Here is a 14,508-nt window from a genome sequence, read left to right on the forward strand (position 1 = left end):
GACTTGATTTTGAAACAAAGAATCGTGACTGGCGTTATTGCAGCCGCCGGATTTGTAGCCATCGCGCTTGCCGGTGGCTGGTTTTATGCCGGTCTTCTTGTATTGATGGCCATTGTCGGTTTTTATGAATATGTGAGAATGAACGGCATGGACTGGCGTCATCCCGCCTCTATTATCGGTTTTGCGGCAATGCTGATGCTCGCTCTTCCGTGGCAATTGATCGGCTGGGATCAGCCCTCGGCATTAGCTGTTTTGTGGATCGAGGCGTTGCTTCTATTATCAGTCACCGTCATTGCGAAAAATAAGATAACGATTGATAGCGTTGCGCTGATGCTGCTCGGTTCGCTTTACGTCGGATATGGGTTTGGCGCGTTGAATGCGGTGCGCCAGTTGGAAGAGAACGGCATGTTCTGGACGTTTATGCTGCTCGGTTGCATTATTGCCTCGGATGTGGGCGCCTATTTCGTCGGACGAGCAATCGGAAGGAATAAGCTTTGGCCTTCTATTAGTCCAAACAAAACGATTGAAGGCGCGGTTGGCGGCATTCTGTTATCGCTGGTTACGGCTATTTGCTTTGCTATTGCAGCTCCGGACAAGATCGAAATTGCAATTGCTTTAGTCATTGGCCTCATTGCCGCTGTGGCAGGACAAATGGGCGACTTGATTCAATCGGCATATAAGCGGGTTCGCGATATTAAAGATACCGGCGCAATTTTACCTGGACATGGCGGTATTCTTGACCGCTGCGACAGTTGGATTATCGTTTTTCCGCTTGTCGTCCTATCGGGATTGCTGCCTACATAAATGAAATGATTTGCCGCCAAAGGGCGGCAAAGCTTTTTTAATGAACCGGAATACAGGTAAGCGAGGGATAACGATGAAAGTAACGATTTTAGGCTCGACCGGATCAATCGGAACACAAACGTTGGACGTCATATCAGCCGACCGCGACCGATACGAAGTAGTCGGCCTGTCCGCCGGAGGCAATGTAGACTTGCTTGTTCAACAAGCGTTGTTATTCCAGCCCAAGATCGTTTGCTTGGCGTCGAAGGAATTGGCGGATGAAGCGAAGAGTCAGCTTCCTGCTTCGATCCGCGTCGTGTATGGCGAAGAGGGACTTATCGAGACAGCGGCATCGACCGATGCTGAAATTGTCGTAACAGCAATTATGGGAAGCCGCGGTTTGCCTGCGACGTTGGCAGCCATCGATGCCGGCAAAAAAATCGGCCTCGCGAATAAAGAGACGTTAGTAACAGCCGGTCATATCGTAATGGAGCGCGCAAAGCAAAAGGGTGTGCCGATTATTCCGATAGACAGCGAGCATTCCGCAATCTATCAATGCTTGAACGGTGAAGATTTGCGGTCGTTAAGCCGAATTACGCTTACAGCATCGGGAGGCTCATTCCGCGATCGCACAAGAGAGCAGCTTGCAGGCGTTACCGTACAGGAGGCGCTTAATCATCCCAATTGGTCGATGGGCGCAAAAATTACGATCGATTCGGCTACAATGGTCAATAAAGGGCTTGAGGTCATCGAAGCGAAATGGTTGTTTGGCGTCAGCTACGATCAAATCGACGTACTCATTCATCCAGAGAGCATTATCCATTCTTATGTAGAGTTCACCGACAATAGCGTTATGGCACAGATGGGGCTGCCGGACATGCGTGTACCGATTCAATATGCGCTAACCTATCCGGAACGGAGACCGACTCCGACCGGCAAGCTTAATCTTGCCGCAATCGGCAAGCTTCATTTCCGCGAAATGGACTTTGACCGATACCCGTGCTTGCGGCTTGCCTTTGAATGCGGCAGAGCGGGACAGTCGGCGCCTACTGTTTTCAATGCAGCGAACGAAGTTGCTGTAGGTCGTTTCTTGAACGGCGAAATCGACTTCCTCTCAATTGAACGCGTGCTTGAACAGGTGCTGGAGCGTCATACTGTGACCGATGTCAGCGATATCGAAACGATCGCTTCGATTGATAGTTGGGCGCGTCAAACGGCGGCCGTTATTTAGCTTATGCGGCAACCTGTGGTTCTCTTGTATCGAACGGGAGAATAATGATAATCTATGTACAGGCCGTTACGAACAGGAGGCTCGTTATGGAGACGATACAGGTCGTATTTTTAACCGTGCTCGTATTTTTTGTCATTGTGACCATACATGAATGGGGTCATTACTACTTTGCCAAGAGGGCCGGCATATTGGTAAGAGAATTTGCGATCGGCTTCGGGCCGAAGCTGTTCTCGATTAAACGCGGAGAAACCCGGTTTACGCTGCGCCTTGTGCCGGCCGGGGGGTTCGTTCGGATGGCCGGCGAGGATCCGGAAATCGTTGATGTGAGCGAAGGCCAGACGGTTGCGCTTCGCGTAAAGGACGATAAAGTAACACGAATATATTTGGATCGGCTGGATGAGAGAAGCGGAGTCGTTCGCGGAGAAGTGACTGCGATCGATTTGGAGCGGGATCTTTTCGTATCACTCGATCTCGACGGCGAAATCGAGAGGTTCCGCGTCCATCCGCAAGCTTTGATGATTTCGAAAGGCAAAGAAACGCAAATTGCTCCGATAGATCGCCAGTTCGGCAGCAAATCGGTAGGCGCGAGAGCAATGGCGATTTTTGCCGGCCCGATGATGAACTTTATTTTGGCGTTTGTGCTGTTTGCCGTTTGCGTGCAAATGGCAGGCGTTCCGAAAGAAAATCCGGATAAGCTGTTTGTCGGATCGATTACGGATAAAAGTCCGGCCTCAGGATCCGATTTGAAGCGCGGGGACACGATATTTGCAGTCAATGGAACGCCGATTGGCGGCAACTTTAAATTAATGGTTGATATTATCAACAAATCGAAGGATACAGCCGTGAAGTTCGATATCATTCGCGAAGGCGTTAAGCATTCCGTTAATATCACGCCGGCATTTGACAAGGAATCCCAAAGCTACAGGGTTGGAATTTCTGCAGACCCGCAGACCAGACCCGCAACCTTTATGGAAACCTTTACGATTGCCGGCAAACAGATGAAAGTTTGGACGATCAACATTTTTGAAGGGTTCAAAAAAATTATTACGGCTCAGTTCAAGCTCAGCGATATCGGCGGTCCGGTTAGAACTGCGCAGTATACGAGTCAGTTTGCAGCTGAAGGCATTGACAAGTTGACATTTTGGACCGCAATACTCAGCTTGTACTTAGGCATTTTCAATCTGATGCCGATCCCGGCGTTGGATGGAAGCCGTTTAATCTTTATTGGTATTGAAGCAGTGCGCGGCCGTCCGGTTAATCCGAATCGGGAGAGCATGGTTCATTTTATCGGCTTCGCATTAATCATGCTGCTGATGGTTGTTGTAACGTTTAACGATATTTTGCTATTGGTGCGAGGGGAGCAATAAGCCGGTTATGTCGAAGGATAAACAATTTGTGACCGAAATTACGCCGCAAGGCGAAGATTTTTCAAGATGGTATATTGATGTCATCAAAAAAGCGGAACTGATGGATTACTCGCCTGTTCGCGGCTGCATCGTATTTCGTCCGGAAGGCTATGAGCTGTGGGAAAACATCCAGCGTGATCTGGACCGCCGCTTCAAAGAAACGGGCCATCGCAACGCATACTTCCCGCTCTTTATTCCCGAGAGCTTTTTCCAGAAAGAGAAGGAGCATGTAGAAGGCTTTAACCCGGAGCTTCCGTGGGTTACGGAAGCGGCCGGCGAGAAGCTGGAGGAGCGGCTCGCCATTCGTCCGACATCCGAAACGATGTTCGGGCATATGTACGCCAAATGGATTCAATCTTATCGCGATCTGCCGTTGCTCATCAATCAATGGGCAAATGTAGTGCGCTGGGAAAAACGGACGCTGCCTTTCCTTCGTACAAGCGAGTTTTTGTGGCAAGAAGGCCACACGGCTCATGAGAATGAAGAAGAAGCTCGCGATGAAACGATGAAAATGCTTGATGTTTACCGCCAATTCGTCGAAGAGTTTCTTGCAATTCCGGTTATCGTCGGCGAAAAAACGCCTTCCGAGCGTTTTGCCGGCGCCGTAAACACGTATTCGATCGAAGCGATGATGAAAGACGGACGCGCTGTACAAGCGGGTACTTCCCATTATCTCGGTACTAAATTTGCCGTTGCATTCGATATCAAATATTTGGATCGTGAAAATACGCTGCAATTCGCGCACACAACTTCCTGGGGCGTGAGCACGCGACTGATCGGCGCTTTGATCATGGTTCACGGCGACGACCGCGGCCTTGCGCTGCCGCCGAAAGTTGCGCCTACACAAGTCATTATGATTCCGATTGGTCCGTCTAAGACTCGCGATCAAGTCGTTGGCCGCGTGGACGAGCTGTATGCCGAGCTTAAAAAAGCAGGCGTTCGCGTCCGGGTTGACGATCGTTCGGACGTAAGTCCGGGCTGGAAATTTAACGAGTATGAAATGCGCGGCGTACCGCTCCGTTTGGAGCTTGGACCTCGCGACATGGAGAATGGCGTTGTCGTTCTCGTCTCGCGCGTCACCGGCGAGAAGAAGATCGTCAGCCAAGATAATCTCGTTGCCGAAGTAGAAACGATGCTGGCTGAAATTCAGCAATCGATGTTCGAGAAAGCGAAGCAGTTCCGCGAGGATAACTTCTACGATGTCGATACGCTGGATCAAATGAAAGCTTCGATGGAAGAGAAACGCGGCTTTGTGCTGGCAGGCTGGTGCGGTTCCGCCGCTTGCGAGAAGCAAGTGAAAGAAGAAACCGGCGCAACGAGCCGCAACATTCCATTTGAGCCGGAGAAGAAGAAGAGCAGCTGCCTCGTATGCGGCGAGCATGCCGAGCATACAGTCGTTTTTGCCCGCGCCTATTAATAGCAAAGTTTTATGATATAAGTTTTGCCCTGATGTAAGGAGTTGACCGATAACGATGAGCCAAACCGGAGATAAACGGCATCGCTTCGAACTGCTGCTGCAGCAGTCCGAGCTGCCGTTGGAACTTATACAATCCTATTATAAAGACGGCTATATCGATCAAGTTATCGTCAGCAAAAGCAATCGCAAATGGACGTTTTGCATCCGCAAAGCGTCCTTAGTGCCTTCTAGGGCCTATAGCGGACTTTTGCAGGCGGTAAGCATGAAGTTTGCCCATATTGCAGAGACAAGCTTTCAATTTCAATACGAGGATCAAGTTGCCTCAGCGGACATCGCCCGTGAATATTGGGAGCTTTTTATCGAAAAGGCGCAGAAGGAAATCGCCTCCGTTAACGGCTGGCTTGCGAAAGCCGGCATGACGGCGGAAGGCGACCAGATTACGGTATCCTTGCTTGATGGGATGGGGCTCGAGCTTGCCCGCAAGAAGCGGATCGACGAGGAGATCGGCCGTTTTTACAGCGAGCTGTTCGCCAGAAATTACCGCGTAAAGCTTGAAGTCGGGGCAGCCGTTCAATCTCGGCAAGAGGTTTATGAGGAGTTTCAGCAGAAGATCGTTCAAGAGGAGCGCGAAGCGGTGCTCCAGATTATGGAAAGCGCTTCGACGGAAACTTCCGAGGCTGAGGGCGACGAGCCGCCAGCTAAGCTGGCAATCGGATACGATATAAAAGACGAGCCGGTACCTATAATGAACATTCGCGAGGAAGAGAAGAAGATTGCGGTGCAAGGCACTGTTTTCGGCCTTGAGGTGAAGGAGCTTCGCAACGGCATGACGCTCTACACGTTCAACGTGACCGATTTCTCCGATTCCATGGCGATGAAAATGTTCGCGAAGACGAAAGAGGACGTTAAGCTGCTTAACCTTCTGGCAAACGGCAAATGGGTGAAGGCGCGAGGACGCGTTGATTACGACCGTTTTATGCAGGAGCCGGAGCTCGTCATGATGCCAAGCGATCTGCATGAAATCGGCTCGCCGCCTGACCGGAAGGATAAGGCGGAAGTGAAGCGGGTGGAATTCCATCTGCATACGACAATGAGCGCAATGGATGCGGTGACGCCTATCGACGTCTATGTAAAAACGGCTGCGAAATGGGGCCATAGAGCGATCGCTGTTACCGACCATAGCAATATTCATTGTTATCCGGAGGCGTTCAAGGCCGCGAAGAAAAACGACATTCAAGTGCTGTTCGGTTTGGAAGCTAACGTAGTCAACGATTCCGTTCCGATGGTGATCAATTCTCGGGAGGAGCAGCTTGCTTCCGCTGATTACGTCGTTTTCGATATCGAGACAACAGGTCTGTCGATCGTCAATAACAAAATTATCGAGCTTGCGGGCGTGCGCATGAAGGACGGCAAAGAAACGGAGCGTTTCTCGACGTTCATTAACCCGCATGAAAAAATACCTTATCATATTCAGCAGTTGACAAGCATTGACGACGATATGGTAAAGGATGCGCCGGAGCTAGAGCCTAAGCTGCGCGAGTTTATCGAATTTATCGGCGATTCTGTGCTCGTTGCCCACAATGCGCGATTCGATATCGGCTTTATTCAAGCGAATTGCAAGTCGCTCGGCATGCCGGAAGTGACCAATCCGGTGCTTGATACGCTGGAGCTTGCGAGATTTCTTCATCCGAGCTTAAAAAACCATCGTCTGAATACGCTGGCAGCCAAATACAAAGTCAGCCTTGAAAATCATCACCGCGCGGTTGACGACTCGCTTGCCTTGGGAGGCGTGCTTTACGGCCTGATCGGCGATGCGGCTGAACGCAACATTACCGGACTTCATCAATTAAACGATTATGTCGGCTTGGACTTATCCAATTCCCGTCCGTTCCATTGCAATATATATGCGCTTAATGCGGCAGGCAAAAAAAATCTGTTTAAATTGATTTCGATCTCGCATACGGAACATTTCAAGCGGGTAGCCTGCATTCCGAAAAGCAAGCTGACCGAGCTGAGAGAAGGCATTCTCGTCATTTCCGGCTGCGAAAAAGGCGAGTTTTTCGAAACGGTGCTGAACAAATCGTATGAGGAAGCGCTTGAGGTTGCTCGTTTCTACGACGTGCTGGAAATTCAGCCGATCGATTTTTATATGCATTTGGTTGAGAAAGGATTTGTCGGCAGCCGCGCTGAGATCGAGAACGCGATGCGCAGCATTTGCCAGATCGGGGATGAGCTCGGCAAGCCGGTCATCGCGACCGGCAATGTCCATTACTTGAATCCGCGCGACAAGCTGTTCCGCGATATCGCCATTCATGGTATTACAGGCTTCAGTCCGCTTAAGGATATGCGCAAGCCGGACGCGCATTTGCGCACGACCGACGAAATGCTGGCGGAATTTGCTTTCCTTGGAGAGGCGCGGGCATACGAGGTCGTTGTTACGAACACGAACGAGCTTGCCGACCGTTTCGAGCCGTTCGATATGTTCCCGGACAAGCTGTTCACGCCGAATATCGACGGGGCAGACGAGGAAATTCGCAACACCTGCTATGACACGGCGAAATCGTTCTATGGCGAAGCATTGCCGCAGGTCGTAATCGACCGTTTGGAGAAAGAGCTCGTGCCGATTATTAAGTACGGCTTCTCGGCCAACTATCTCATTTCCGCACGGCTCGTTAAGAAATCAAACAGCGATGGTTATCTTGTCGGCTCCCGGGGTTCCGTAGGCTCATCCGTAGTCGCGACGTTTCTTGGCATTTCCGAGGTTAACCCGCTTCCCCCCCATTACATGTGCTTAAATCCGGATTGCCGCCACAGCGAATGGTTTCTGGACGGCAGCATTATGAGCGGCTTCGACCTTCCGCAGAAAAACTGCGCGAAATGCGGCCAGACGACGAAGGGCGAAGGCCAGGACATACCGTTTGAAACGTTTCTTGGATTTAAGGGCGATAAAGTTCCCGATATCGATCTTAACTTCTCAGGCGAATATCAGCCTATTGCGCATAACTATACGAAGGTCATGTTCGGCGAGAAGAACGTTTTCCGCGCCGGCACGATCGGCACAGTAGCAGAGAAGACCGGTTACGGCTTCGCCAAGAAATACGAGGAAGAACACGGTAAGAAATGGCGCGGAGCGGAGCTGTCAAGGCTCGCGAACGGCGTTACGGGCGTGAAGCGGAGCACCGGGCAGCATCCGGGCGGTATCGTCGTCGTTCCGGACTATATTGAGGTGGAGGACGTTACGCCGGTGCAATATCCTGCGGATGATGTCAATGCCGAATGGAAGACGACGCACTTCGACTATCATGCTTTTGAAGCCAATCTGCTCAAGCTTGATATACTCGGCCACGACGATCCGACAATGATGCGTATGCTGCAGGATTTGACCGGCATCGACCCGACAACGATTCCGATGAACGATCCGAAAGTGATGAGCATGTTCAATTCGACCAGTGCGTTAGGCGTAACGCCGGATAAAATTAAAACGCCGGTTGCAACGTATGGGGTACCGGAAATGGGGACGAAGTTCGTTCGCCAGATGCTTCAGGAAACGCAGCCGTCGTCGTTTGCCGACTTGCTGCAAATATCGGGATTGTCGCATGGCACCGGCGTTTGGCTCGGCAATGCGCAGGAATTGATCAAGAAAGGCACATGCAACATTAAAACCGTTATCGGTTGTCGGGATGACATTATGCTTTATCTTATTTATAAAGCAGGCATGGATGCGGGCCTTGCTTTCAAAATTACGGAAAGCGTCCGTAAAGGCAAAGGCTTGACGCCGGAATGGATCGAAGAAATGAAAAACTGCAAGGTGCCCGCATGGTACATCGATTCTTGCTTGCGCATTGAATACATGTTCCCGAAGGCGCATGCCGCCGCTTATGTCATTTCCGCAGTCCGCACCGCCTTTTTCAAGCTGTATCATCCAATTGAATACTACGCGACTTATTTCTCGGTTCGCGCCGAGGATTTCGATCTGGATGTGCTTTGCCAAGGTTACGAGGCGATATTCAAAAAGCTTGTTGAAATCGAGGACAAAGGGTTTAATGCCACGACAAAGGAAAAGAACAGCGTCTCGTTGTTCGAGATGGCGCTCGAGATGACGGCTCGCGGGTTTTCCTTCAAGCCGATCGACCTGTACCGTTCGGATGCGACGAAGTTTATCGTCTCAGGCGATACGCTCATTCCGCCATTCGCGGCGATAGCCGGGATCGGCGATAATGCTGCGCGCAACATTGCGGCTTCACGCGAGCATGGCGAGTTTTTGTCGATCGAGGATTTCCAGCAGAAGTCCAAGGCGAGTAAGACAATTGTCGAGGTGCTGAACGGCATGGGCTGCTTTAGAGGGCTTCCGGAGTCGAATCAGCTGTCGCTGTTCTAAGGGTAGCTGGCAAGCGGTGTCACTTTGAGCTCTACTCAAAGATCCTGATGTTATGAAAAGATTTCTTGTCACTTTCAAGACGATTATGATATAATTTTTGTGGCAATGATGTTGATAGAGACTTTGAAGCAGAAGAGTGGGGAAACCCACTCTTTACGTTTTGTTTATGGACTTTTTTTAGTCCCGGCTTCAAAACGTATGTCCAAACAGGAGGTAAATGCAATTTGAGCACATCCAGAATCAAATCCGTCGTTGAGGAAATGGTTACTCCGTTTCTCAGCAGCAATGGCTTTGAGCTTGTCGATATCGAATATGTAAAGGAAGGAAGCAACTTCTTTCTGCGCGTGTTCGTGGACAAGGAAGGCGGCATCGACATCGATGAATGCGGAAGGATCAGCGAATATTTGAGCGAGCAGCTCGATAAGAATGATCCGGTCAGCGACGCTTATTTTCTAGAAGTATCTTCGCCCGGTGCGGAACGTCCGCTGAAAAAACCGGAAGATGTGCGCAAGGCGGTCGGCAAGCATGTCTACATAACGACGTACGAACCAATCGACGGGTCAAAAGAATTCGAAGGCCAGCTGCTGTCGTTTGACGGGGAGCAGGTTCAAGTGAAGGTCGGCAAGAAAGAGCATGCGATTCCGTATGCCAAAGTGGCCAGTGCCCGGCTTGCCATCGTATTTTAAGGGAGGAATTTCATTCCAATGAGCATGGATTTTATTGAAGCGTTGTCGGAAATTGAAAGGGACAAGGGAATAGCGAAAGATGTGCTGCTTGAAGCGATCGAAGCTGCGCTGATTTCCAGCTACAAGCGCAATTTCAATACGGCGCAAAACGTGCGTGTTGACATTAACCGCCATACAGGCGTCATTAAAGTATATGCCCGCAAGACAGTCGTCGACGAAGTGCTCGATCCGCGGCTTGAAATTTCGGTTGAAGCGTCGCGGGAGATCAACCCGCATTATCAGCTGGATGACATCGCCGATATCGAAGTAACGCCTCGCGATTTCGGACGGATCGCGGCTCAGACAGCCAAGCAAGTCGTAACGCAGCGCATTCGCGAAGCAGAGCGCGGACTTATATACAATGCTTTTATCGATAAAGAAGAAGATATCGTCAACGGCATTGTGCAGCGCCAAGACGTCCGCAATTTATTCGTTGACCTCGGCAAGGTGGAAGCGGTGCTTCCGCTTACTGAGTTGATGCCGACTGATAAATTCAAGCACGGCGATCGCGTGAAATCGTATATTACAAAAGTGGAGAACACGACGAAAGGGCCGCAAATTATTTTGTCGCGTACGCATCCAGGCCTGCTGAAACGTCTGTTCGAGCTGGAAGTGCCGGAAATTTACGACGGTGTCGTTGAAATCCGTTCCGTCGCTCGCGAAGCGGGCTTCCGTTCCAAAATTGCCGTACATTCGCGCAATGAGGAAGTGGATCCGGTTGGTTCTTGCGTTGGACCGAAAGGTCTTCGCGTACAGACAATCGTTAACGAGCTGACAGGCGAGAAGATCGATATCGTTCGCTGGTCCGAGAATGTGGAAGAATACGTAGCGAATGCGCTAAGCCCGTCCAAAGTGCTTGAAGTTATCGTATTCGAGCAAGAGAAGCTTGCTCGCGTTATCGTTCCAGATTATCAGCTTTCCCTAGCCATCGGCATTAAAGGACAAAACGCCCGTCTTGCAGCCAAGCTTACGGGCTGGAAAATCGATATTAAGAGTGAAACGCAAGCGGAGCAAGAATATGGCCGCCCGAAATCATTGACCGGCACGATGATGCACCAGGATTCCGTCTCGATTGATTCCTAACCGGCTTCAGCTGCTGCGTCCAAAATCAGCAGAGGAGGGGTTACGGTGAGACCAAGAAAAGTGCCGCTGCGCAAATGCGTAGCTTGCCAGGAAATGAAACCCAAAAAAGAATTAATCCGTGTTGTTCGAACACCAGAAGAAGAAGTGTTGATTGACCTAACAGGTAAAAAGGCCGGCCGTGGCGCCTATTTGTGCGGAAAAGTCAGCTGTTTTAAGCTGGCGAAGAAGTCAAAGGCGCTCGACCGCGCGCTAAAGCAAACCGTCGGCATGGAAATTTACGACCAGCTTGAACAGGATTTCATCGCAGTAGAAGAACAATTTCTCGCCAGCAAGGAGCTGATGAGCGATGAAGACGAATAAGTTCTTGTCCTCCCTTGGCATGGCGATGAGAGCAGGCAAATTGATTACTGGCGATGAAATTGTGCTCAAGGCGGTACGTAAAGGAGAAGCAAAGCTTGTCATTATTTCAGGCGACGCTTCCCCGAATACGAAAAAAAAATTTCGCGACAAATGCAGCACCTACGGGGTACAACTCGCTGAAGCATTCGACCGCGATCAGCTTGGAAAGGCGATCGGCAAGCCGGAACGAGTCGTGCTGGCGGTTACAGACGCAAAGTTCGGAAAAATGATCGCAGGTCATCTGAGTCAAAATTCGGAGGTGGATCATATTGAGCAAACAACAGGACAACAGCAAGGACAATAAAGATAAAACGCGTGTATATGAATACGCGAAATCGCTAAACATGAGCAGTAAAGAAATTATAACTATTCTTAAACGGCTGAACATGCCCGTTAACAATCATATGAGCGTGATGGAAACGGAAATGGTCCAGAAGGTGGAAGGATTTTTCCGTGATATTAAGGCGAACGCCGCTGCAAAAAGAGCTCAGGAATCCGGAGCAACGGTTTCCTCCGCTGCGCAAACAGCCGGCAAGCCGCAGCAACAACAGCAGCAAAAGCAATCGCCGCAGCAAACGAATATAAATATATCTCAGGATAGACAGGGGCCTATGAATTCTATTAAAACGAATACGCAACCAAATCAAAATCAACAAGAACAACGTCCGGAGCAATCTCAAGCTCAATCTCAAGCTCAATCCCAAGCGCCGCAGCAGCAGTCTGCTCCGCAAGGCGGTCAAAGACCTGCCGGCGGTCAAGGCCAAGGCGGCAATCGTCAAGGTGGATACAACAGTCAAGGCAACCGTCAAGGCAACCGTCCTGGCGGTCAAGGCCAAGGCCAAGGCGGAAACCGTCCATCCGGCGGTCAGGGCCAAGGCGGCAATCGTCCATTCGGCGGCGGCCAAGGCCAAGGCCAAGGCGGAAACCGTCCATCCGGCGGTCAAGGACAGGGCGGCAATCGTCCATTCGGCGGCGGTCAAGGCCAAGGCGGAAACCGTCCATCGGGCGGCCAAGGCCAAGGCGGCAATCGTCCATTCAGCGGCGGCGGCCAAGGCCAAGGCGGAAACCGTCCATCGGGCGGCCAAGGACAGGGCGGCTTCACTTCTGCTCCACCAGCATCCCGCGCGCAAGCGGCGGATTCCGGCCAAAACCGCGGAGGCGGCAAGCCTGGCTTGAACAAATCCAAGAGCGGCCCGAACGGCAACCAAAATCAAAGACGTTTTGACGACGGCAAGCCGCACGGCAACTTTAGAGGAAGCAACAATAACCGCGGCGGCAAAGGACGCAATAATCGCAATCAGCCGCAGCAAGAGCGTCGCGAGAAAATCGACAACACGCCTAAGAAAATTATCGTGCGCGGCACGATGACGGTTGGCGATTTGGCGAAATTGCTTCATAAAGACGCATCTGAAGTTATTAAAAAGCTCATTTTCCTCGGCGTTATGGCGACGATCAACCAAGAAATCGATATGGATGCTATCCTGTTGCTTTCTTCGGAATACGGCGTTGAAGTCGAAGTGAAAATTCCGGTCGAAGAGGATACATTCGAGACGGTTGAAGAAACCGATGATGAAGCGGATCTGGTCACTCGTCCGCCAGTCGTAACCATTATGGGTCACGTTGACCATGGTAAAACGACACTGCTCGATGCAATCCGTCATACGAATGTAACCGGCGGCGAAGCCGGCGGCATTACACAGCATATCGGCGCGTACCAAGTCGAAATTAAGCAAAAGAAAATTACGTTCCTTGATACGCCGGGCCACGAAGCGTTTACGCTCATGCGCGCACGCGGCGCTCAGGTTACAGATATTACAATTATCGTTGTAGCAGCAGACGACGGCGTCATGCCGCAAACAGTCGAGGCGGTCAACCATGCGAAAGCAGCAGGCGTTCCGATTATCGTTGCTGTCAACAAAATCGATAAACCGGATGCTGATCCGGACAAAATCAAGCAAGCTTTGACCGAGTATGAGCTTGTACCGGAAGAGTGGGGCGGAGATACAATCTTCGTTAACGTATCCGCGAAACAGCGCATCGGTCTTGAAGACCTGCTTGAAATGATCCTTCTCGTAGCAGAAGTTAACGATTATAAAGCGAATCCGGACAAACGTGCTCGCGGTACAGTGCTTGAAGCCGAGCTTGATAAAGGCAAAGGCCCAGTTGCCCGCGTTCTCGTTCAGCACGGCACGCTCAAAATCGGCGACGCATTTGTTGCAGGCAACTGCTTCGGACGCGTACGCGCTATGGTCAACGACAAAGGCCGCCGTCTGAAAGAAGTGGGCCCGTCTACGCCGGTCGAAATTACCGGTCTGACTGAAGTGCCGCAAGCGGGCGATCCGTTTATGGTATTCGAAGACGAGCGCAAAGCAAGAGCGATTTCCGAACGCCGCTCCATCAAGCAGCGTCAATCTGAGCTTGGCGCGAACACTCGCGTTACGCTGGACGATCTGTATAAACACATTAAAGAAGGCGAGATTAAAGATTTGAACGTCATTATTAAATCGGACGTTCAAGGCTCGGCGGAGGCGCTTAAAGGCTCCCTGGCAAAAATCGATATCGAAGGCGTTCGCGTAAAAATTATTCACAGCGGCGTTGGCGCAATCAACGAGTCCGATATCAACCTTGCCTCGGCTTCGAACGCAATCGTTGTCGGCTTTAACGTTCGTCCTGAGCCGCAAGCGGATCTGGCTGCGCAGCAGGAAAAAGTCGACGTTCGTCTGCATCGGGTTATCTATAACGTAATCGAAGAAATCGAGCAAGCGATGAAGGGCATGCTGGATCCGATCTTTAAAGAGGTTGTAATCGGCAACGCGGAAGTCCGCAATGTCTTCAAAGTGAGCAAAGTGGGCGCAATTGCAGGCTGTATGATTACATCCGGCAAAGTAACTCGTTCGGCAGAAGCGCGTATCGTTCGCGAAGGCATCGTTATTTACGAAGGCAAAGTGGATACGCTCAAACGCTTCAAGGACGATGTGAAGGAAGTAGCTCAAGGCTACGAGTGCGGTATTACGCTGGAAAGATTCTCCGACTTTAAAGAAGGAGATATTATTGAAGCCTTCGTGATGGAATCAGTAGAGAGGTGA

General features: G+C 50.8%; 10 protein-coding genes. All 10 read left to right on the forward strand.

Annotated features, from left to right (window positions below):
* Positions 1-9 precede the first annotated feature (9 nt).
* The gene (locus tag GOM71_RS10680) at positions 10-804 is read left to right on the forward strand and encodes a phosphatidate cytidylyltransferase (RefSeq protein WP_156280798.1); all 795 of its coding nucleotides are present in this window, start codon (positions 10-12) and stop codon (positions 802-804) included.
* Between the two features lie 73 nt (positions 805-877).
* Positions 878-2,014, forward strand: a complete 1,137-nt coding sequence (locus GOM71_RS10685) for a 1-deoxy-D-xylulose-5-phosphate reductoisomerase (RefSeq protein ID WP_156280800.1) — start codon at positions 878-880, stop codon at positions 2,012-2,014.
* 86 nt (positions 2,015-2,100) lie between these two features.
* Positions 2,101-3,381, forward strand: a complete 1,281-nt coding sequence (gene rseP / locus GOM71_RS10690; RefSeq protein WP_156280802.1) for an RIP metalloprotease RseP — start codon at positions 2,101-2,103, stop codon at positions 3,379-3,381.
* 7 nt (positions 3,382-3,388) lie between these two features.
* Positions 3,389-4,837 (forward strand): proline--tRNA ligase, encoded by a 1,449-nt coding sequence (proS, locus tag GOM71_RS10695; protein ID WP_156280804.1) that lies wholly within the window; start codon positions 3,389-3,391, stop codon positions 4,835-4,837.
* Between the two features lie 55 nt (positions 4,838-4,892).
* A complete protein-coding gene (locus GOM71_RS10700; RefSeq protein ID WP_156280806.1) occupies positions 4,893-9,215 on the forward strand; it encodes a PolC-type DNA polymerase III in 4,323 nt (1,440 codons plus the stop codon).
* Between the two features lie 224 nt (positions 9,216-9,439).
* On the forward strand, positions 9,440-9,901 hold the full coding sequence (rimP, locus tag GOM71_RS10705; RefSeq protein ID WP_156280808.1) for a ribosome maturation factor RimP: 462 nt from the start codon (positions 9,440-9,442) through the stop codon (positions 9,899-9,901).
* A gap of 18 nt (positions 9,902-9,919) precedes the next feature.
* Positions 9,920-11,023: a transcription termination factor NusA gene (gene nusA / locus GOM71_RS10710; RefSeq protein ID WP_156280813.1), complete on the forward strand. Its 1,104-nt coding sequence runs from the start codon at positions 9,920-9,922 to the stop codon at positions 11,021-11,023.
* A gap of 45 nt (positions 11,024-11,068) precedes the next feature.
* Positions 11,069-11,383, forward strand: coding sequence for an RNase P modulator RnpM (rnpM, locus tag GOM71_RS10715; RefSeq protein ID WP_367649551.1), 315 nt, complete (start codon positions 11,069-11,071; stop codon positions 11,381-11,383).
* The gene (locus GOM71_RS10720) at positions 11,370-11,726 is read left to right on the forward strand and encodes a L7Ae/L30e/S12e/Gadd45 family ribosomal protein (RefSeq protein ID WP_156280815.1); all 357 of its coding nucleotides are present in this window, start codon (positions 11,370-11,372) and stop codon (positions 11,724-11,726) included. The genes rnpM and GOM71_RS10720 overlap by 14 nt, the downstream gene beginning before the upstream one ends.
* Complete coding sequence (infB, locus tag GOM71_RS10725) at positions 11,692-14,508, forward strand: translation initiation factor IF-2 (RefSeq protein ID WP_156280821.1); 2,817 nt, start codon at positions 11,692-11,694, stop codon at positions 14,506-14,508. Before GOM71_RS10720 ends, infB begins: the two co-directional genes overlap by 35 nt.

Source organism: Paenibacillus sp. NEAU-GSW1, from assembly GCF_009737085.1.
Lineage (GTDB): Bacteria > Bacillota > Bacilli > Paenibacillales > Paenibacillaceae > Pristimantibacillus.

Bases quoted from the DNA above. Each gene is read 5' to 3' on its own strand.
- GOM71_RS10685 (WP_156280800.1), top strand. From the start codon at position 878: ATGAAAGTAACGATTTTAGGCTCGACCGGATCAATCGGAACACAAACG.
- rseP (WP_156280802.1), top strand. From the start codon at position 2,101: ATGGAGACGATACAGGTCGTATTTTTAACCGTGCTCGTATTTTTTGTC.
- proS (WP_156280804.1), top strand. From the start codon at position 3,389: ATGTCGAAGGATAAACAATTTGTGACCGAAATTACGCCGCAAGGCGAA.
- GOM71_RS10700 (WP_156280806.1), top strand. From the start codon at position 4,893: ATGAGCCAAACCGGAGATAAACGGCATCGCTTCGAACTGCTGCTGCAG.
- nusA (WP_156280813.1), top strand. From the start codon at position 9,920: ATGAGCATGGATTTTATTGAAGCGTTGTCGGAAATTGAAAGGGACAAG.
- GOM71_RS10720 (WP_156280815.1), top strand. From the start codon at position 11,370: ATGAAGACGAATAAGTTCTTGTCCTCCCTTGGCATGGCGATGAGAGCA.